The organism is Rubripirellula reticaptiva, assembly GCF_007860175.1.
GTDB classification, from domain to species: Bacteria; Planctomycetota; Planctomycetia; order Pirellulales; family Pirellulaceae; genus Rubripirellula; species Rubripirellula reticaptiva.
The window spans coordinates 1,371,151-1,391,216 of record NZ_SJPX01000001.1; the positions used below are offsets into that span (position 1 = coordinate 1,371,151).

15 protein-coding genes are annotated in these 20,066 nt (G+C 54.6%); 8 read left to right on the forward strand and 7 right to left on the reverse strand.

Features of this window, described 5'->3' with window-relative positions:
• Positions 1-175 precede the first annotated feature (175 nt).
• Genes Poly59_RS04905 through Poly59_RS04915 form a run of 3 tightly spaced genes read left to right on the forward strand, consistent with a single transcriptional unit; the run spans position 176 to position 3,908 of the window.
• Positions 176-547, forward strand: coding sequence for a hypothetical protein (locus tag Poly59_RS04905; protein WP_246151387.1), 372 nt, complete (start codon positions 176-178; stop codon positions 545-547).
• Positions 544-1,545, forward strand: coding sequence for an ABC transporter ATP-binding protein (locus tag Poly59_RS04910; RefSeq protein ID WP_246151388.1), 1,002 nt, complete (start codon positions 544-546; stop codon positions 1,543-1,545). The genes Poly59_RS04905 and Poly59_RS04910 overlap by 4 nt, the downstream gene beginning before the upstream one ends.
• Entirely contained in the window at positions 1,545-3,908 is a 2,364-nt protein-coding gene (locus Poly59_RS04915; protein WP_146532894.1) for an ABC transporter permease, read from the forward strand. The genes Poly59_RS04910 and Poly59_RS04915 overlap by 1 nt, the downstream gene beginning before the upstream one ends.
• A 24-nt stretch (positions 3,909-3,932) precedes the next feature.
• On the opposite strand, the gene Poly59_RS04920 is transcribed toward Poly59_RS04915, so the two are convergent.
• Positions 3,933-5,240, reverse strand: coding sequence for a PQQ-binding-like beta-propeller repeat protein (locus tag Poly59_RS04920; RefSeq protein ID WP_246151389.1), 1,308 nt, complete (start codon positions 5,238-5,240; stop codon positions 3,933-3,935).
• 189 nt (positions 5,241-5,429) lie between these two features.
• Here Poly59_RS04920 and Poly59_RS04925 point away from each other — a divergent pair, with 189 nt between their 5' ends.
• Positions 5,430-8,225, forward strand: coding sequence for a tetratricopeptide repeat protein (locus Poly59_RS04925; RefSeq protein WP_146532896.1), 2,796 nt, complete (start codon positions 5,430-5,432; stop codon positions 8,223-8,225).
• Between the two features lie 41 nt (positions 8,226-8,266).
• Here Poly59_RS04925 and Poly59_RS04930 read toward each other — a convergent pair whose 3' ends face one another.
• Together Poly59_RS04930 and Poly59_RS04935 are read right to left on the reverse strand one after the other, a co-directional pair.
• Positions 8,267-9,841, reverse strand: coding sequence for a PH domain-containing protein (locus tag Poly59_RS04930; RefSeq protein WP_146532897.1), 1,575 nt, complete (start codon positions 9,839-9,841; stop codon positions 8,267-8,269).
• Positions 9,834-10,391 carry a PH domain-containing protein gene (locus tag Poly59_RS04935; protein ID WP_146532898.1) on the reverse strand — a complete coding sequence of 186 codons (558 nt, stop codon included), beginning with the start codon at positions 10,389-10,391 and terminating at the stop codon, positions 9,834-9,836. Before Poly59_RS04935 ends, Poly59_RS04930 begins: the two co-directional genes overlap by 8 nt.
• A 273-nt stretch (positions 10,392-10,664) precedes the next feature.
• Here Poly59_RS04935 and Poly59_RS04940 point away from each other — a divergent pair, with 273 nt between their 5' ends.
• The gene (locus Poly59_RS04940) at positions 10,665-11,879 is read left to right on the forward strand and encodes a serine hydrolase domain-containing protein (RefSeq protein ID WP_246151390.1); all 1,215 of its coding nucleotides are present in this window, start codon (positions 10,665-10,667) and stop codon (positions 11,877-11,879) included.
• A gap of 15 nt (positions 11,880-11,894) precedes the next feature.
• Here Poly59_RS04940 and Poly59_RS04945 read toward each other — a convergent pair whose 3' ends face one another.
• On the reverse strand, positions 11,895-12,551 hold the full coding sequence (locus Poly59_RS04945; RefSeq protein ID WP_146532900.1) for a glycine zipper domain-containing protein: 657 nt from the start codon (positions 12,549-12,551) through the stop codon (positions 11,895-11,897).
• A 688-nt stretch (positions 12,552-13,239) separates the two neighbouring features.
• Between Poly59_RS04945 and Poly59_RS04950 the strand changes: the two genes are divergently transcribed.
• Positions 13,240-15,453: an inverse autotransporter beta domain-containing protein gene (locus Poly59_RS04950; RefSeq protein ID WP_186776020.1), complete on the forward strand. Its 2,214-nt coding sequence runs from the start codon at positions 13,240-13,242 to the stop codon at positions 15,451-15,453.
• 118 nt (positions 15,454-15,571) lie between these two features.
• Here the strand turns inward: Poly59_RS04950 and Poly59_RS04955 are convergent, their stop codons facing one another.
• The gene (locus Poly59_RS04955; protein WP_186776021.1) at positions 15,572-16,612 is read right to left on the reverse strand and encodes a hypothetical protein; all 1,041 of its coding nucleotides are present in this window, start codon (positions 16,610-16,612) and stop codon (positions 15,572-15,574) included.
• A gap of 355 nt (positions 16,613-16,967) precedes the next feature.
• Positions 16,968-17,417, reverse strand: coding sequence for a transcriptional regulator NrdR (gene nrdR / locus Poly59_RS04960; RefSeq protein ID WP_146532903.1), 450 nt, complete (start codon positions 17,415-17,417; stop codon positions 16,968-16,970).
• A gap of 160 nt (positions 17,418-17,577) precedes the next feature.
• Between nrdR and Poly59_RS04965 the strand changes: the two genes are divergently transcribed.
• Together Poly59_RS04965 and Poly59_RS04970 are read left to right on the forward strand one after the other, a co-directional pair.
• Positions 17,578-18,240, forward strand: a complete 663-nt coding sequence (locus Poly59_RS04965; RefSeq protein ID WP_146532904.1) for a PH domain-containing protein — start codon at positions 17,578-17,580, stop codon at positions 18,238-18,240.
• A gap of 14 nt (positions 18,241-18,254) precedes the next feature.
• Complete coding sequence (locus tag Poly59_RS04970) at positions 18,255-18,662, forward strand: GYF domain-containing protein (RefSeq protein WP_146532905.1); 408 nt, start codon at positions 18,255-18,257, stop codon at positions 18,660-18,662.
• A gap of 112 nt (positions 18,663-18,774) precedes the next feature.
• Here the strand turns inward: Poly59_RS04970 and Poly59_RS04975 are convergent, their stop codons facing one another.
• Positions 18,775-20,022, reverse strand: a complete 1,248-nt coding sequence (locus Poly59_RS04975; protein ID WP_146532906.1) for a hypothetical protein — start codon at positions 20,020-20,022, stop codon at positions 18,775-18,777.
• Between the last annotated feature and the right edge of the window lie 44 nt (positions 20,023-20,066).

A 20,066-nucleotide genomic window follows, 5' to 3' on the forward strand; every position in this document is an offset into this window, starting at 1 on the left:
TTTCGTCCCAAGTGGGCATGACGTTGGTTGACGATGTCGCAATAATAAGACTCAGTGGCGGACAGTATTCCCTAATTGCGTCGGTTTTGGAGAACCAATCTTGAGCGCCGATACAAGGACACGACGCTTTCCCGAAAAAACGATCCGACAAGTACGGTTGGATTGTACTCGGGGATTGATACGTGCACTTTTCTGTCCGGATCGTAGCGAAGTATTGCAGTTGCGATGCATCGATGATCGCGTCGAATCAGATGATTCGTTCGGAAGCCAGTTGTGGTATTTCGAAGGTGTCGGCGTCGACGGGCACGATCGACGTCACAGCGTTTACGGCGTTGTCGAGTATTCGTTGCAGTTTGGTCTGCACGAATTGGTCGAAGATGGTGTGTTCCAATCGGAACATCAACGCGAACGCTTCCGGCACCAGTACGAACGAGGAAGCTTGCAACCGACTTGGAATCACCCAGGGCACGGTTGGCTATTAGCCGGTTTAGGTCTCGTTGCATCGGTTTTAATTGCGTCCCTGATCACTCGCATGTTGACCGCGTGACCGATCCGATCGTTGACGTTTGCGATCTTCGCAAGACCTACAAAGGTTGGTCCGTGCGCGGACGACGTAACGTGGATGCACTGCAAGGTGTTTCGTTGCAAGCGCAAGCCGGTGATGTTTTTGGTTTGCTTGGCCCCAACGGCGCCGGCAAAACGACACTGATCAAAACGTTGTTGGGTGTAGTAAAGCCATCGGGTGGAACGGCATCACTGTTTGGGCAACCGGTCGGCAGTAACGCAGCACGGCAGCGAGTTGGCTATCTGCCCGAATCCTTGCGAGTCGATCGTCACCACACTGCGCGAACGGCGCTGCATTTTTACGGTCGGCTAAGTCAGATGAATTCGGCCGACATCGCGCGGCGTACCGACGAATTGCTAGAGCTAGTTGGTCTGCGTGGTCGCGATTGCGAATCGGTGCGTCGGTTCAGCAAAGGCATGTATCAGCGTTTAGGGTTGGCTCAAGCGTTGATGCACGATCCCGATTTGTTGGTTTTGGACGAGCCGACCGATGGTTTGGATCCGGTCGGACGCAACGAAGTTCGTAAGGTGATCGAACGATTGCGAGATTTGGGAAAGACCATTTTCTTAAACAGTCACATCCTTCAAGAGGTCGAGTTGGTATGTACTCGCGTCGCCATCATGGCGGGCGGAAAGTTGCTGGCGATCGGACCGATCGACGAATTGGCGTCGCCGACGGACGCTGCCAACGTGTTTGTTGACATTCGAGCAGCGGTCAGCGGTGGCGATTCGGGGGCATCGGGTCGGTTCGTTTTCGATCAGTTAACATCGGAATTGGCGGTTACCGATTCGGCATCGCTTTCCGTCGTCGAAAAAATTTCCGGTACCGCAACGCACCGGATCATGATGTCAACGCCTGACCAAGCGGAGGTCGATCGCGTGGTTGATCAGCTTCGCCAGCACGGCCATTCGATCGTCCGACTGGAAAACAAGCGACCGTCACTCGAAGACACGTTCATGCGATTGGTGGGCCAGAACTGATGCGACCGTACCTTGCTGTGATCGCCGATTCGTTTCGTGCGGCACTCTCGTCGCGAGTGTTATGGGTGGCGTTCGTTGCGATTTGGTTGTTGTTGGCAGCCTTAGCGCCGATTGGCTATCGCGAAGACTTCACGACGCTGTTTCGCGGTCAAGACTTTCATAACGGCACTCGCATGAAAGCAATGCTGGCGCAAGGCTTGGTCGATCCGAAATTTAAGAAAGAACCAATCGGCCGGATCGTCGCTGCGATGCCCGAAGATTTGCGCCGCCAATTGCGACGCGTGGGCGAAGGCGACGAGGTTCGGATCCGGCTGTCCGTCTTGGCAGATGCGCTGAACGAATTGATCGAAGACCAGTCGTGGTACGACGAAGCGGCTTGGAAGTCGACGTTGCGGCTGCGTGAGCTGCGCGAACTTGATGCAATGGACGACTCGGAAATGACCGAGTCGCTTGATCACCGACGCGCTCGGTTGCGGATCGAAGCCGCTCTGCCCGGCGTGTTTGAAACTCGATCATCGCGCTCGATGTTTTTGACTTACGCGGGCATGGATTTTCCCGCCAACCTGGCTGTCGATAAGACTCAGTTTGCGACGCTGATCAATCAATGGGTGTTGCCCACGATCATCAATTGGTTGCTTGGGTTCGTGTTGATATTTTTGGGCATTTTGGTGACAGCATCGATCGTACCCGACATGCTGCAGCCCGGTTCGCTGCACTTGTTGCTTAGCAAACCCGTGTCACGATCGTTGTTGTTGATCAGCAAGTTCATCGGCGGATGTGCGTTCGTGTTGTTGTGCGTGACTCAATTGGTTTTGGGTCTGTACGTGATCGCCGGTGTGCGACTGGATATCTGGAACATCCGGTTGTTGTGGTGTATTCCGGTGTCGGTGTTCTTGTTTTCAGTCTTTTACAGCGTCTCGACGTTTGCGGGATTGCGATGGCGATCACCGATTCTGGCCATCGGAGTGACCACGATCTTTGGTGCGATCTGTCTGGTGACCGGGGTGATCGGGGGGCTGTTCGACGGGCTGGTGACACGGCCCGAAAAGCTGCAGCATCTGGCGATAGTAAATGATGACATTTTTGCATCGACACGCGGTGGCGGGCTGGTCCGATTCGATGTTGGCGAAAATCGATGGGACGAAATCTTTGAAAGTGACGCGATGAACCAAGATCGCATTGTTCCGCCAATCATTTTGGGCGACGGGATGATCGCGACGGCCCGAGTTCGCGGCGGTCGGTTCAATCCATTCGGATCGGGTGCATTGGATTTGTTGGTGCTTCGCAAGTCGGACCAGTGGACGCCCGAATCAAGTTTAAGATTGCCAACGGCAACCAGTTATCTGTACCGATGCGGTGATGAATCGGTGTTGGCCTTGAACACAGGCGATCTGCTGCAGACCAGTCGCAACCGAATTTTGGCGGCGTCGGGTGAGCAAGTCGAAGATGGTGGTGATGCATCGAAAACCCAAGATGAGCCTAAGGCCGAGTCATGGTTGTCGAAGCTGACCAACATGATGGGCAATGCGAACGAAGAGTTCACGCCAGTCATGCCGGAGGCCGCTGGTATCACGCCGCCGCGGGGCGTGGCGGTTGATTCGGGCGGTAAGTTCTTGGTCGCGTTCAGCCGAGGGCGGGTGATGCGTTTGGATGCTCCGTCGGAAAATGATTCGTCCCAGCGATGGACTGAAACCGCAGCTCACTCGCTCGACGGAGAAGCGTCCAAGCGAGGTGTGATTGCGATCGAAGGCAACGTTGTGATCGTGGCTCGCCAAGAAGAGCCGCTTGATTTCTTTGACGTGAAAACGCTTGATCCGATCGGGCGAATCGAGATGACGGAAAAAATGATTCCCGTTGATGTGATCGGAACCGGCGATGGAAAACGATTTGCAATGATCACCGGTGATGGGGTGTGTCGATTGATTTCACCGCTGGATTCACCAAGCAGCGGTGAATCAACCAGCTATGAAATCAGCAATTCGGTTGGGCCAAGCGAAGTCGAGGCGATCAAATTCGACGCTCGTGACAAGACGATTTATGTGGCCCACCACGTTGACCAGATCGACATCGTTTCGGGAAGTGATTTTACTATAAAACGTCGCATTCGTCCGACTCTCAATCGATGGCGTTGGGTGGACCGAATGATCGTCACGCCGCTGCGGATGGTGATTCCGCAGACTGGTGAACTGGGGGAAACGATTGCATCGATGGTCAGCGGTCAAACCGCGATCGCAGTGAACCAACAATCCGAAGACGAAGAGTTGGTTCGCTACAAAATCGTGAGGCCGGTGATCAGTTGCGCCGTGTTCATCGTGGTGATGTTGACGCTTAGCTGTGTCTATTTCTCGACGCGAGACTTTTGATCCGGTGCGGTCTGGTCTTGCTGACTACTGTCCCTTGATACGATAGAGGTTGCTCTTGCTGCGTAGTAACAGCGAGTCTTCGATCGGCACCGGGCTAGCGACGGTGAAGGGTTCGTCATCCCCTAGTTTGTTCGACGCGACGATGGTCGGAGTCGCCGACGATAACGGGCCAATGACATGGGTCAAAGCGTCTTCGCCGGTCACGTACAAATGGTCGTTGGCGATCAATGGCGAACTGCTGAAGCTGATTCGAGATTTTGGTGTGTCGAGCGTCCAAAGGGTTTCGCCGGTGTTCAGGTCCAAGCACCATATCGTGCCTCGTGACGATTTGCCGTCGCCAACCAAGTAAACGCGACCATTGTCAATCGCAGGCGTTGGCACATCGCTGCCAAGGTCATCGCGGAACCAAGCGATTGCGTCGGTACCTTTGCCAGCGGCTAGGTCGTTCATTCGCACGGCGGTTACGGATTCACCGCGAGCGTAGGGGCAAACCACGATATCGCCCTCGGCGGCGGGAGACGAAATGGACCGAAAGTACTTGTGGTCGGTTGGGTTGAAGCCGCCCAGCTTTCCGATCGTTTTGCCGGTGGCGGCATCGTGCAGGGTCAAATGGTCGGCGCCCATGACGGCAATTGCCGGCTTGTTGTTGACGGTGGTGGCAATCGGGGTTGAGTAACTTTGGGCGGCTTCCTCGGGAGCGTCGAGCACGCGGTCTTCTTTCCACATCACATCGCCAGTCTCTTTGTTGAAAGCGACCAAATAGCTAGGGCCGGATTGCATCACGGCGACCACGACTGCGGAATCCGTCAACATTGGTGACGAGCCGAGGTCCCACCAAAGAGTGTCTTCGCCAAACTGATCTTGCAGGTTGGTTTGCCAGATCAGTTTTCCATCGGCGGCCGAGACACAGGCCAAGTCACCGCTGCGGAAATAGGCAAAAACTCGGCCATCGTCGACTGCGGGCGAAGGGTTGCTGCCCCCGCCTTTTTTGTGCTTGTTGCCACGGTCAGGGCCTAAATCCAACTGCCAAGCGATCTCACCCGTTGAAGTGTCGATTGCCATCAAAACATTCTTTTCATTCAGCCCCGATGTCAAAAACGCTTTTTGTCCTTCAACGACGGGGGTGCTGCTGCCTTTGCCTGGGATCTGTTTTTTCCAAGCAATTTGCGAGTCCTCGTCCCACTGGACCGGATAGTTACCGGACTGGGCGACGCCGTTTTGGTTGGGGCCGCGCCACTGAGGCCATGAGTCGTCTGCTGATACGGTCGTCGATAATGCGATCAGGGCAACGATCGCGATGGATTGGGGACAAGGAAACGACTCACGTAACATGGCGGGAACTCCGGCTTTGGGAAGGGCGAAATGCGGTAAGGTAGGATAGAATTGCAGTGACGCTACGGTGTTAGTTGTGATGACCATTGTGACCTCTGGCTCGCGGCCGAACCAGCACGGATACGACATGTTGACTATTGGACTGCTTTGGCTGTGACCCATCGACCACCCGCAACTCGCGCATCTTCTATGGCAATCATTGCTCGCTGCGCAGTCTTGTTGGCTGTATCTGCGGGTTTGACCGCCGCCGCCGCCGCTCAGATGCCCAGCGGCACGCCGCCTTACGAGACTCTGAATTCGGATTCCCAAGCGTCTGATACCCAGCGAATGGATTATCAAGGCTGGATTCAAGAATTGTCTCAGCAAGACTATTCGACACGTCAGAACGCAACGATCCAGATGTGGAAAAATCGCGACGGATCTCGCGACGCGGTCCAACAAGCTGCTCGCGATCCCGATCCGGAAATCGCTGGACGTGCTCGGTGGATCCTTCGTCAGTGGCGACGGGGTGCCTTACCCGATACGCCGCCGGAAATTTCGCGGTTATTACAAAACAGTGATCAGCCAGCGGCGGTGGAGCAATTGCTAGAGGCCGGCCAGTTCGTCGCGGCCGTTGTCGCCGTCGAAGAATCGGCCGGTACCGTTGATCGCGAATTGATCCAGCGACGGATCAATTCGGCTCTGTTGCGCCGTTTTCCCATTTACGTTCGCGCGGCGATGCAAAGTGAATCGATCGGCGACTTGTTGGATCTGATCGGCTTGGTCGCCAATTCAAACGAAATGGTGGCTTGCCGGCTCGACATGATGAAACTGCTTTCGATCCCAATCTCGGACGATAATTTGTTGCCTCGGTCCGCCACGACGTGGCCGATCGCCCAACGCAACGAAGCCACTGCGATGTTGTTGATCAAGCTTGACCGCTACGACGACGCGATTCAGGTCGCCAAGGACAGTGGCGACGAGACGCTGCTGTTGAACTGTCAAAAAATCGCTTCGCGTTGGCGAGATATTGCGGACCAGCAGCACGCGTTGGCATTGGCAACCGAGCCAGGTTCTTACGAGCACTATGTTCGGTACGGGTACGTTTTGATGGCGGCTGATCGATGCGACGATCAGCAACTGTTCGAAGATTCGTGTGAGCAAATGATTGCACCCGAGAAACCGACGGTTGCTTTGATGAATGCTCAGAACGAAAAGCTGCCAGTTGCTGGCAGTGTCCGTTGGCGGTACTTGGCCAGTCATGGCAAAGTTGACAAAGCGTTGACGATCCTGGACCGAATGAGCGATGAAGACGCTGCGCAGTTGGCGACGGACAGTTCGCGAGTCTTGCACGCATTCGAGGTGTTGGGGTTTCCGATCGATCAAATCGATGCGGAACTGAGCGGTTGGATCAAGGTCGCCACAGATGCTCAGCGGAAACTTGGCAAAGAAGAATTGTCGCCCGAGATCGGACGATTACTGGTACTGATGCAGTCGCTGATTACGGTCGGTCGTGATGATGCGGCGTGGATCATCGCAAATCGCCTGTCGTATTCAAATCTCGAAGTCGAATATCAGCGTACGTATCGAATGGCGGACTATGTCAATACTTCGTTAACGGTGACCAAGCGTTCGGACTGGATTCCTCGCTTGGCGATCAATCCGGTCGATCGATCGGTGTCCCAGGAAAGCATGGAAATTGTTGCTCGAGCCCTGCCCGAAGCTGATGGGACAACGATCGAGATCGTAATGGAAAGTCTCGGAAAGATGGACCCGAGAAAATCAACCGAAGAAAAGTTTCTGGCTGCGTTCGAGTTGTTGGACGGCCGGGTGCCCAATTGGGGTGACGGGCCGTTCGATTTTGAAACGTTCTTCGAAACCGTGACACGGCCATTGTCGACGCGAACGATTCCGGGTTCCCAGGGACGGACAACGCCCATCTATGCGAACAAGAATGTTGCGTTGATGTTTTCAAGATTGGGCGAAACCAACTGGGGATCACAGTGTTTGCGGCGTCTGGCGGAAACCGGTGACACGACAGCGCTTTTCATGTTGGCCGAGCAGGCGTTGGATTCAGGGCAAGCCGATGTCGCGCAACAATTGTTTGAGATGGTCTATCAGAAAGTTGAATCACAGCGACGCGTTGGTGGTGGTGATACGGCATTGGCGGTTAAGTCTCTGGTCGGAATGTGGACAATTGCCAGACGAGCTGGAGACGCCGAGCAGAGTGCCGAATTGTTGCGAGAACTTCGGTTCGCTTTGTGCTCCCCCGATTCGACGACTCAGTACACGTTGGCCGGTTACTTTTCCGATCGCGATGAAAAGGATCTGGCGATTGACGTGTATCGGAACTTGTTGGCGGTCAAAGCATTTGGGAGTAGCGATTCAGTAGACTTTTACAAAGCGACTCGCGGGTTTGCTTTGGCGGCCAGGACGGATTTCCCGGATGAAGCGGCACGATGGTTTGACTTGGCAGTCTTGCATTCGATCAGTACGAATGATTTCCGCGCAAGTGCGTTTGTGACGTTGCCGATGTACGTCCATCGCTGGGCGCTCGAAGCAGCAATCAATGATGGAGATGAAGCGAAGGCGAAGTACCAGATCGATCGATTGTTGTCGCTTGATCCGCTCGATATCGACTTAGCCGAACGATTGTTGCCAGAGATGCGAAAGGCTGGGATGGAATCATTGGCTGATGAAGCATTCGACCGAGTCATGGACGAAGGGATTCGTTATACCGAAAAGTTTTCGCTCGACGCGATGGCGTGTAACAATTTGGCATGGGTTGCAGCGATGAACGAGAAACGTCTTGGCGAGGCCCGGCAATTGTCCGAAATGGCTGTGAGAGTCGAGCCTGACAGCGCCATCTATCGCGACACGCTCGCCGAAATCCTGTTCTTGGTTGGCGAGAAAAAACAGGCCCTCGAAATCGAAAAGGCATGCTTGATCGACGACCCCGGTCAATGGCACCTGCATGAACAAGTTGAGCGTTTTTCGAAGCCGTAACGGCGATGGATTCAGCCCAACGGATCCGTTCGGCTTTGCAATCAATCCCAAGACATCGGCGAATTTGCACTATGTTTCGACAAAATTGCAAATTCACTCTTCGCCTGCCCGATGTCCATCATCGGAAACACGATGGGGTGATCGGCCGGGCCCGCAGCAGCGGTGTCGATCGACAGTCGTCCCATCGACCATCGGCGATCAAACGGCGATGTCTTGATGTCCAGCGTTTGGATTCGGTCAAAGAACGTGACACTGGTTTTTCGGTTCCAGGCTCCGCTGCGAAACATGACGCCGTCATTGAACCGGTGATATCCCAGAAACCGCAGATAGATTCTGGACCAGGCAACGATTGCGACACCGACGATCACGCCCAGCAGGATTCCCCCGTTTCCCAGCGACAAGAATCCGATTGTCGCGGCCAGGATGGATCCGAGGATCGCCAATCGCAGGAGTCGGCGGCCTGCGCGAGGCGACGCGGTCGTCCAGTTGACGGTTGGTTCATTGATTACCAATCCGGTACGAATGTGGTCCAGGACTTCGGCGAGCCGCGCATCAGGGATCACCGGAACGAACCAGCGCCGTGTCACGGTGGATGCCGCATCTTCGCCTTGTTTACCAGCGCCGCCGGCTGTTTCAATGCGAATCGATGACAGTTTCATCCATCGCATCAAGGGCGTCCGATGGATGCTGATGAATTGGATGCGTCGACGGGGAACGGTCGCTGATACTTTCGTCAGCAGACCACACGAAACTTGAAAGTCCTCGCCCACTCGATCGAGTCGGTATCCTGAAAATCGCAGGATGTACCAGCCGACGCCCAGCAACCGGATCACTAGTAGCGCGGCAATGATCGCGATGGGAATCAAAATCCAAGGGTTTAGCGTCCAAGCTTGGCCCGGAATGTTCTGGGCCACGCGATCGAATTGTTGGTCCCATCGCGTGTTCTGTTGAGCAATGTAGCCCGTAAGGATGCCGAACAAGATCAGTCCACGGTTGCTCGCTAGGCCCGCTTTGATCAACCACGGCGTGGGGATCGCAAGAACGAGTTGATGGGATGGTGATTCCGGTTCCGTATCGTATGCATCACTGGGATCATCCGTCGCCGAAGCGGTCGTTGCTCGTGATCGGTTGCTTTGGGTCTTGATTTCGCTGCGTAAGCGGTCCACTTCGACCAATGACAACACACGCAAAGTGGCTTCGGGTTCGCTGCCGCTAGCCGTTTCGACACGAACCTCAGCAACTTGGAACATGCGGTGCCAAAGGTTTTGGACCAGGTCGACGTTTTGGATTCGATCAACGGGGACGTTCCGCACCTTTCGAAATAACAGTCCTTCGGTGACGATCAATTCGCCGTCGGCGATCTGATAACGCAGTGTAAAGTACCGAACCAAGACGAACGCCAAGCCCAACGTCGAGGCTGCGATCACGCCCAACGCGATCAGCCAGTTGCCGTTGACCGCGGACCAGCTTGCGACGACCAGCGGAAGAACCGATTGGCGGCCCATCGCCATCAATTGAAACAGCACCGAAACGGGGGCCAGTCGCTTGGCGATTGACAGTTGATGGATTGCGTCAGACGGTGGGGGCGGGTCTGACGTTGGGGGCATGTCAGACATTGGGACGTGCTTTCGTTTTGGAAACTCGGGCGAGTCGATTGGTAACCAATGCTTCGCGTAGCCGCTGGGCCGTTTCGTGCCGGATTCCTTCTAATGAAACCGACGAGTTCTTGGTGCCGGCGGTGTGAACGACCAGCGTGGAAAGATCGAAGCGTCGCTGCAGCGGTCCCTGTTCAATGTCGCTGTGCTGGATCCGCGAATGGGGGACAACGATTCGGTGTCGCCACCAAACGCCACGTCGGATTTCGAGACCAATTTCGCTCAGTCGCCACCCCGCGCGGCGGTACGACATCGACGGGAATATCCAACCAAACCAAAAAACGAACGACACCCCAAACAATGCGGCGATCGCGGCTACTGCAAACGGCAAATCGAGCGCTGGATTGATCAAGTACCAAATCGCCAACATCCCGATGGCGATGATCGCGACCAACGCGGTCAATGAACCGCCGATCAAACGAGATAATTTCAGATGATTGGGGGACAGTGGGTCGAATCGACCGTTCTCGTCATCCTGAGCTGTTTGACTCCGTTCTGCACCGTCATTCATCTGTGCCTTCTTTCATCTGTGCCTTCTTTCATTTGGGCTTTCATTCATTTGTGCCCGTCATTCGAAAGGGGCTCGATGCTGTGTCTGCATGAATGTAGCGGATTGTCGAGTTGTGTTTCGGAAAGTGGACGGTGACCCAGGGACGAGACCTGGTTAAGTACACTAAGTGTCCTTGAATCGGTTTTGAACTTCCCTCTGAATATTGTTGATTGAAAGCTGGTGATTTCAGTGTCTCGGATTCTTTTTGTACTCGCGGTGATGGTGTGTCCAATCATGTTGTCTTCCTTTTCGGCCAGTGCGGATGATTTGCCGGTCGCTCGTCCTGGGGACGTGGGTATGTCGGCGTCGAAACTTGCCGAGGTCGATGCCGCGATGGAAGAATCGATCGCCCAGAACCGGATCGCCGGTGGCGTCGTGATGGTGGCTCGAAACGGCAAAGTGGTCCATCACCAAGCGTACGGGAAAAGGGACATCGAAGCTGACTTGCCAATGCAGTCCGACACGATTGTTCGTATCTATTCGATGACCAAAGCGATCACCACGGCGGCGGCGATGATGTTGGTCGAAGAGGGCAAGATTGAAGTGAACGATCCGGTCTCGAAGTACTTGCCGGAACTGGCCGAGGTTGTGGTTGCCGTCGATGGCAAAGTCAAACCGGCCGAGCGGACGATGACGGTCGCCGACTTGATGCGACACACCGCCGGGTATAGCTATGGTGCGACTGGCAACGCGACGTCGGATCAGGTGTTTAGGAAGTTAAATATCATGGACCGCGACGCGACGCTTGCCCAACTGCAAACCAAACTTGGCGAGTTGCCGTTGGTGTTCGAGCCGGGCAGTGATTGGTTGTACGGAATTTCGGTCGATGTCTTGGGCCGAGTCGTTGAAGTGGTGTCGCAGCAGCCGCTCGATGAGTTCTTTCAACAGCGAATCTTCGAACCACTCGGTATGGAAGACACCGGCTTCTTTGTACCTGCCGATAAAGCCGCTCGGTTCGCAGCGAATTACAACAGCGATGGAAAAGGAAAATTAACGCTTGGCGATGATCCAAAAACAAGTCGCTATCACGATGACCCTGCGTTCCTGTCCGGTGGCGGCGGTTTGGTGTCTACCGCAGGTGACTACATGCGGTTCTTGTTGATGATCGCTGGTGGTGGCGCAAGCGGTGGCGTTCAGTTGATGAAGCCAGAAACCGTCGCGATGATGACCACCAATCAACTGCCCAAGGACGTGGGCTGGATCAAGTTTGGCAAGGAAGTTCGCAACGGCGTCGGCTTTGGTTTCGGATTCAACGTGCGCGAAGAAATGAGCGACTGGGATCCGAGCGGCCGCGTTGGCGAATATGGTTGGGGTGGCGCGGCGAGCACGCATTATTGGGTGTCGCCCAAGGATAACCTGATCGTGATCACGTTAGAGCAAGTCATGCCGTATCAGTGGCTGACGGAACTGAAAGTCAAAGGCATCATCTACGACGCGATCGAGAATTGATCCGCCGAGGGGAAACTAAAACCCGATTCGGATGCTGCCGCCGCCGTGGTGATGATACCGAGGTGCGGGCGCGTGGTGATAGAAGCGATACGCCGGTGGTGGATAGCTAGGAACAACGTAGTGTTCTTCGACGATCACTGGCCGTGGCGCCGGCGCCACGTAGGTAGGCTGCGCGACGCGGGCGACTCGTTGGCTGCCGGTCGGTGCTTGTTGCAACGCACTGATCACGTTTTCGCTGACGCCTTGTTGGTGCAGCGCGATGATGTCGGGCACTTGCAGCGTGACTTGAGTTCCGCGTTGCTGGATTTGGTTGATGATGACACTGTCGCTAAGACCACTGCGACTCATCGAGACAACGTCTTGGATCGAAACGGCTGATTGCGTGACGACGTTTTGCTGCTGTTGTTGGTAGTAATATTGTTGTTGTTGCTGGACTGCCCGCTCTTTGTCGGCCGCGTTTCCTAGCAAGCCACCGGTCACGGCGCCAATCACGCCGCCGATCGCGGCACCGGCACCGGCTTCGCCATTGTGGTCACCAATGATGGCTCCGGCGACAGCGCCGCCAAGTCCACCTAGTGTGGCTCCACGCTGGGTGCCGGCTTGTGAGTAGCCCGTGCTAGGAATCGAGGCGACGAGGGCGACGGTAACGGCGAAAAGGATCTTGCGAGACATCTGCAATGCTCCGGCAGCCAGTCTCGAACGGAGTAATCCAGATCGGACGGCCAAAGTGCGGTGAATGGGGCGATCGTTGAATGACAGATTTAGAGACGATCGCGATCCGAATCAATGCCAACCGGGAAGTTGTAAAGGCCGTGCAGTTTGTCTTCTTATCTTCGCCCTCCTTTTTAAGGATGGCCTGATCCTAAGCCTGGGGAGAGTTCCAGCAAAGCCGGCCTTATACCTCGCTTAGGCTCGACTCTCCGCGAGGGAACGTGAAGTAAATGCCTATGGAATCACGACTGGAAAACTGCAAGACCTGCATCGAAAGAGGGGTTGGGGTAAACGTGGTGACAGCGGATGGTGTAGGGGGCGGGATCTTCCGTGTTTGCGGTATTTGCTGGCGTTAATGCTTGGTTTGAGTGTTTACGAGACCACCGTTTGGACTGTAGCAACCAGAATAGCCATCAAAATTCCTTTTCCCAGACTCTCCCGCGCTAGACCTGGCCAATTCTAAACGGGGGGGCGGTGTTGCTTTAGCGATCGCTTCGAAACAAACGATTACTTGACTGAGGTCACCCCACACGACCTCCGAGCACCAGCCCCCCACACCTGGACTTCAATCTTGTTCGCGCATTGCCCCACGCGCGGTCAAGTGGTTTCGGTCGTTCGCGCTTTATCGCTGATGACCGCCTGTACCGCTATGCCCGCACAGTCGCAGACCTTTGCCCCACGCATCGGACTCCACACACAATCCAAGCAGGTCGGCGTTGACGATGCTTACTCGGACGCCAGACTTTTTCTGCCGCTTGGTGATACCTCGTTCATGCAATACCTCGATGCGAGACTGCTAGTCGACAGTAGCGGGTCGAGTCGTGGTTCGAATATTGGCGGTGGCATCCGCGGGTATATCGAGGGCCTTGATGCTGTCTGGGGATCCAATGTCTTCGCTGATCATCGTCAAACCGAGACCTCATCGTTTCACCAGTTGGGACTAGGATTCGAACTGCTTTTTCAAGACGTTGAATTAAGAGTCAACTTTTACAACCCAGTCGGAAACCAGCGAACCACGTTTGGGCCAAATCCCGCCAGCAGTGGAGAAAACCTGTTCGTCTTCAACAACAACTATCTGCTGTACGGCAGCATCGTCAATCAACAGGCGCGTGTGGAGCAATCATTGCAAGGGTTTGACGCAGAGATCGGCGCGAACCTAGGGAGCGATCTGTTTGCCGGAGTCGCTTCGAAAAGTTATTTGGGTATCTATCAATTCAAAAACCCTGGCCTCGAAGATGTCCACGGGGTGTCAGCCAGATTCAACATCAACGCCATGGACCGATTCGACTTCAACACTGGGGTTCAGCATGACAACTTCTTTGGCACTCAGTACACCGCTGGATTGACCGTCTACACATCACTGCGTCGTAAAGAACCAAGTCCGCTACGGTACTTGTTGGCTGATCGAATGAACGATCCTGCGGTTCGCCGATCCGCGATCACGGTTGCCAGTGGTATCATCAGAGACGCTCCGACCTTCATTGCCGAGCGATTGCGATACGATTCGGACGGAAGTGATGTTCGTGTTGTGCATGTCGACAGCAACGCGAAACCGGGTGGCGATGGCACATTCGAAAACCCGCTTAACGATGTGGGCCAAGTTCAGTCGAATTCTCAAAACCGCGATATCGTTTATCTGTATTCGGGCAGTGTGTTTGATGGACAAAATAGCTTGCTGTTGCAAGAGAACCAGCGTCTCTTAGGCGAAGGTGGCAACTACACCCACTGGATCGACTCGCGACAAGCCGGCACGGTTGCATTGCCCAACGTCAACGGTATCAGTGGTGACATCCCGATCATTCAAAATTCAATCAGCAGTGGGGTCCGCCTTGCCAATCGCACAACCGTCGCTAACGTGTCGGTGATCGATCCGATCGCAGGCGCTGGGATACACGCCATCGATGCAGTCGATGCGTTGGTACTGGATTCGTTCATCGCCACCACAGCCAACGACATCTATGGAATCTTCACAGAAGGCGCGTCACTGGTAACCGTGCAAGACAGCAGCATCACCACCGGAGGCAGATTTGGCTTTGGTCTTTACTCGCGGGGCACGTCGAACCTAACTGCCAACCGCATTCAATTATCGACTAGCGGGATCTATGGAGCCGCTGTGTCGGTCAATGACACAGCGACAGCGACGGTGTCCGATCAATCAATGATCACCACCACGGGGCCAGGCGGGTTTGGCGTCTTTGGCCAGGACCACGGATCAGCAACGCTGACTAGAGGTACGACAGTCCAGACATCTGGCCAACTAGGACATGGACTTTTAGCACACGGAAGTTCAAATTTGGCCATTGACGACGTCGATGTCAGTGTATCGGGCCCAAGCGCCTCGGGCGCTGAATCGCGTTTTGACGGTACTGTCACCGTCCAGAACGGCAGTTCAGTGCGAACTCACGGAACAGCCGGATACGGCATCTATACGACCAACAACGGCACAACCGTTGTCAAAGGTAGTTCGATTGAGACCAGTGGCCCCGGATCCGAAGGTTTCAAAGTTCAACGGAGCGGTCGCGTGACTGTTGAGGGCAGTTCGGTGAAAACCAGTGGCGTCGTATCGCCCGGTTTTCGCATCGAAATGAACTCGACCGTTGCGATCATGAGCACCATGATCGAGAGCGATCAAAACGAGGAAATTCACGTTACCGCAACCGACTCCAACCAGCACATCAATCTCACGATCAACAACAACAATCTAGCTGATGGCGACGGTCAGATTTTGTTAAACAATGCCCAGCAAATCAATGGTTCTACAGTCACTGTCCATGGAACGGCAGGGACCGCAAGCCTTGCGACAGACAACGGAATCTCAGTAGGCAACATCACTGAACAGAGGCAGATCGATTACTCCCCGTAGCACTTGCGAAACGAATCAACAATGTTGGCCTTAGCACAAACTCTTTGAGGGCACTTAGTCACAAGCCACGTCGAAGCCATAGCAATTCGCTCGCCGGGTGAAGTTACGTCAACGAAATTCACATCAGATCGATCGCGGAAGCGTTGCGCCGGCATCTGCGAAGACACAGCCCCCCTAACAATGTTGGAACTAGATACGCCAACGAGGATATCTCAGGAACGGCGACTACGTTAGTAAATGCGTAGCTTGCTGAGATCTGCTTCGTATAGAACTCGCCTGTATCGCTCGTGATCCGAAATGCGAGTTGAGGACTGTTGAATTTGATGACCTGGTCAGAAAGCGAATAGTTGCTCATCGGTATCGCTCCCGTAATGGCACCGGTCCCATCAATCAGGTCGAGCGAAAAGGCATCGGTACCCGCGTAATCATTAAGCGTTAACTCTGTGAAGCCACTGAACGCGATCGTATTGGAACCCATGTTCAACATTTCTGGCGCAACAAAATTGAGATACTCTCGCTTTGCATCTTCAATTTCATCTGACTCGCCAAGAGTATCTGTGAATGCCCCGAAACCGGTCCCGCCGTTTGAGGACACCAACTCGGCGTTGAAGCCGCTAGGCCCACCCTGCGGTTTGAGATTGAAAGTCGCCTCCGAATTGCCGTCGACAAACAATTGACTGACAAACTTTACGTCGCTCCCTCGTGCTGTTGTCAAACTCGTCAGGTCGAACGTCAGCGTAATCAGTTCAGCCTGGCAAATACTTCCAACGGCAAACAACGAAACAAATGCAATGAGCAAGCGGGGCATGGGGGGGATCCATTTCACATGAGAGAAAACATCAATGTCTCGTCTCCTGTTCAGTGCCCCCAAAATACCGTGCAAATGCGACGAGTATTGGTAAACAGGTGGGACTCTGGTGCAGCTGATGAATCGTTCTTGATTCATCGAACGCCGGGAGCCGCCAGTCTGCCAATGAGCAGAGGTGGGGCGGCGAAACGCAAACTGCACCCTTCCGAAGAGGGTATCTTTGGTGGCCGGTGTGATTGGATCAATACCACACCTGAGCTCCAATCGCCAAGGGCGGCGTAAGCAACGCCATTGCTCGTTAGAGGGGTTTGCAATTGCCTGGATTTGGTGGTTCCAGGGTCTCGTGCCCATCGCGATCAATAACTAGACTTGCCTTCAGAACGCTTCCGTGTTGCGAAAAGAATGCTGTCAGGTGATTGCGAATTCACGACCGCTGATTTTGTCTTGGCTTCCAGAAGGGCAAAAGTGGGCACCCTTGCTCCCACGTTCTCTCGCTTGCCAACGGGAACGCAGAGAGTTCAGCACCTGCAGCGATGGCATTGTAGGATGTCTAGCTAACGTCGCTACGAAGTTACAGTTTCTGAGCGATGAAGCCAGCTAGTCGACTTCACAGGAGAGTGTGCAAGCATTGACGATTTTGGCGTAGAAGTTTTGCCCGGGCGACGGTGAGGCGTGGCTTGTAAGTCTCGAACTCGCTCGTCAGTTTCTATTCGTTGATCGTTGTGATGACCCGAATGAAGTCCTGGGCGTCATTGAACTCGCGATAGACGCTAGCAAATCGGATGTAGGCGATTTCGTCGAGTTTGGCCAAGTGGCGCAGTACGATGTCGCCGACTTGGGCCGACGTGACTTCGGAATCGAAGGTGGCGTAGATGTCGGCTTCGATGTCTTGGACGACTTTTTCGATCGTTTCGCTGCTGATTTTTCGTTTCGAGCAGGCTCGTTCGATTCCGCGTCGAATTTTTTCTCGCTCGAGTGGCTCGCGAGTTTCGTCGGATTTGACCAGCCGGACGCTTAGTTTCTCGATTTTTTCGGTCGTCGCGAACCGGCGCTGGCACGAATTACAGGTTCGTTTGCGTCGGACCGTATACCCACCCTCGGCGGCTCGGGTATCGAGCACGCGATCATTATCGACGTGGCAGTAGGGACAACGCATGAAACACCTGGAATGAAGGGTCTCGAACGACCGAGACCGGGCTGGCGCGATATAGTATCGGCATCGCGATGAAAACTGGCAACCGTTCGCGATGCAGCGGCTTACCCGCGTATCTAAAAATCCCGTATCTCGAATTCACAATATTGAGGACCCCTCGGCGATGTCGACCGACAGCAACCAAGAAAATCCCAACGACGACAAGGCAGTGCCGTCTAGTGCCAGTTCGCCGGCTGGTCAAACGAATCCGATTCAATCAGCGATTCCCACCGGTAGCGGCAATACGGCCATGGATCGATTCGCAACCGAAGTCGCCGCTCGCAAGCAGGCCGAATTGGATCACGACGAAGAGGAAGAGGTTTTGTGGTCGGGCGGTTACAACCCCAGGGCAATGCTTGGGTCATGGATACTGATGGGCATCGTCAGCATTGCGTTGTTGATTCTGCCGTTCATGGTTTCGCAGTTTTCGATTGGCATTGCGGTCGTGCTGGTAGGCTTGGTTTGGGTCGTAGGCTGTTTGATTTACGCCTATCGACGACTTGGGTACCACTATGAATTGACCACTCAGCGATTCATTCACCAGAAGGGAATTCTGTCGCGTCAGACTGACCGTATCGAGGTGATTGACATCGACGACGTCAGCTTTAGCCAAGGTCCGGTTCAGCGAATGTTTGGTGTCGGCAACATTGAATTGACCGGCAGCGACCGCACGCACCCGCAATTGTCTATGATGGGGATTGGGAACGTCAAAGACGTGTCGGGACTGATCGACGATGTTCGTCGGAAAGAACGTCGTCGTCGTAGTTTGCACATCGAGTCGATTTAGTTGAGGGCAAGTCGTTGACCGATTGGTTTGTTCAACAGAAAGGCACCGCCGCGGAACTTGGCCCCCTAAAGCCAAGTGATCTATTGGAGAAGGTTCGCACTGGCGAAGTGACTCGCCAAACGATGGTTCGCAAGAACGATTCGCCGTGGTTCTTGGCATCGGAAGTGGGCGGGCTGTTCGAAGCCGCGATGCGACCGACGATCGAGAACTTTTGTCCCAAGTGTCGCGGTCCGATTTCGGATCCGCCGACGGTCTGCAATCGATGCGGCATGGAGATCCAGCAGGCGATCACGCGGATCACTGAAAACACGATCATCAACCGAGCTGATCAATCGTTGGGCAGCCAGGCTAGCCAGAGTGTCAAGCAATGGTTGATGAAGAAACGCATCAACAAAGACGAAAAAAAAGCCGGCGAGAATTAACTCGCCGGCTCTTTGTTGGTTCCAAATCCGCGTGATGCGGTCTCATCACAAACTCACATCACGCCGCGAGCGTCGATCACTGTGCGATCAGAATGCTCTTAGGAATTCAGTCCTAGTAACGCAGTTCTGCACCTACCGAGACACCGGTGAACAGGATGTCGTCATCCACATTGCTGGATCGGCCTGTGCGATCAGAGATGTACGTCGAGAACTGTTCGGTTGCCGAAGCGACACCACTTAGGTACCACAGTTCGACACCCGCTCGGACCGACAGAATCTCGCCAAGTTGGTAGCGGACACCTGTGCTAATTTCGAACATGCCAGCGAGTTCGCCGCCGTCGTCGCTGCCATTGGCTCGCAGAGTTCCGGCGTCAATCACTGAGACGCTGGTGTCATACGAGTTGTAGTAGGCACCTGCACGAGCACGAAGGTCGCTGTAAGCATGACGGCTGATGGGATACAGCAAGTCCATACCAACTTGCAAACCGATCAAGTCGTTTTGCGTTTGGCTGCGGAGTTGTCCGTTGCCGGCTGCAGCCGTGCGACTGAAATAGTTGTAGTCTTCGTCGTAGTTGATGTAGCGTCCGCCGATCAGCAGCTTTGCCATTTCCCAGCCGACCAACGTCTTGCTGGCTTCCAAGCTGTAGTATTCTGCTGAAAGGGTTTGTTGTTGGAAGATAGCATCGGTGAACGATGGCAACGCTGCCGCCGGTGAACCGGTCGTTAGGTACGAGTTGATTCCGCCGGCTGCACTGAGTTGGCTCGACAGATCCCATTCGAACGGGCCGGTGAACGATGCTTCGTATCCGTGAATGCAATCGCCAACAACGCCAACCGTGATACGCGAGCCGAATTCATAGTCGTAGTCGCCCAAGCCGAAGTTGGGGCTCGATGTGTAATTATCCCGGTTGGGTGCCATGTACAAGGCTTCGACCGATCCATAGCGATAGGGCGAGCAAGGTTGGCATGGGTTCATGTTCTTGGGGCCGCAGGACAGCATGCTGCTTCGGCCGCAGGTTCCGCCACAGGCTGTTCCGCACGATCCGCAATCCGAGTAGCCCAGGGCGACTCCCATCGAAGCGCCACCACATGATCCGCCACAGGACGTTCCGCATGACATGCACTGGCCGGCATGGCCAACTTGCTGGATCGTGCCAGCAGCCGACACGCCCGTGTCGGCTGCCGTTCGGTAACCAGCCGTGTTGACGACTCGGAACGAATCGTTGCCGTGGGTGAACAACCCATTCGAGACGCCTGAACGATTGGATTGAGCACTGGCGGTTGTGATGGACGCGGCGCAAATTGCGACCACGCTACAGATCACCGCCAAAGTTCGTGGATGCTTTGATTGGGTCTTCATGATCGAGTCTCGTAGGCTAACGGTGCGATCGAAATCGCGGTGTG

What these genes read in the sequence shown, in the direction of transcription:
- Poly59_RS04940 (WP_246151390.1), top strand. Translation starts at nt 10,665, where the DNA reads ATGTTGTCTTCCTTTTCGGCCAGTGCGGATGATTTGCCGGTCGCTCGT.
- Poly59_RS04915 (WP_146532894.1), top strand. Translation starts at nt 1,545, where the DNA reads ATGCGACCGTACCTTGCTGTGATCGCCGATTCGTTTCGTGCGGCACTC.
- Poly59_RS04965 (WP_146532904.1), top strand. Translation starts at nt 17,578, where the DNA reads ATGTCGACCGACAGCAACCAAGAAAATCCCAACGACGACAAGGCAGTG.
- Poly59_RS04975 (WP_146532906.1), bottom strand. Translation starts at nt 20,022, where the DNA reads ATGAAGACCCAATCAAAGCATCCACGAACTTTGGCGGTGATCTGTAGC.
- nrdR (WP_146532903.1), bottom strand. Translation starts at nt 17,417, where the DNA reads ATGCGTTGTCCCTACTGCCACGTCGATAATGATCGCGTGCTCGATACC.
- Poly59_RS04945 (WP_146532900.1), bottom strand. Translation starts at nt 12,551, where the DNA reads ATGTCTCGCAAGATCCTTTTCGCCGTTACCGTCGCCCTCGTCGCCTCG.
- Poly59_RS04920 (WP_246151389.1), bottom strand. Translation starts at nt 5,240, where the DNA reads ATGTTACGTGAGTCGTTTCCTTGTCCCCAATCCATCGCGATCGTTGCC.
- Poly59_RS04955 (WP_186776021.1), bottom strand. Translation starts at nt 16,612, where the DNA reads ATGGGCACGAGACCCTGGAACCACCAAATCCAGGCAATTGCAAACCCC.
- Poly59_RS04950 (WP_186776020.1), top strand. Translation starts at nt 13,240, where the DNA reads ATGCCCGCACAGTCGCAGACCTTTGCCCCACGCATCGGACTCCACACA.
- Poly59_RS04925 (WP_146532896.1), top strand. Translation starts at nt 5,430, where the DNA reads ATGGCAATCATTGCTCGCTGCGCAGTCTTGTTGGCTGTATCTGCGGGT.
- Poly59_RS04935 (WP_146532898.1), bottom strand. Translation starts at nt 10,391, where the DNA reads ATGAATGACGGTGCAGAACGGAGTCAAACAGCTCAGGATGACGAGAAC.
- Poly59_RS04930 (WP_146532897.1), bottom strand. Translation starts at nt 9,841, where the DNA reads ATGTCTGACATGCCCCCAACGTCAGACCCGCCCCCACCGTCTGACGCA.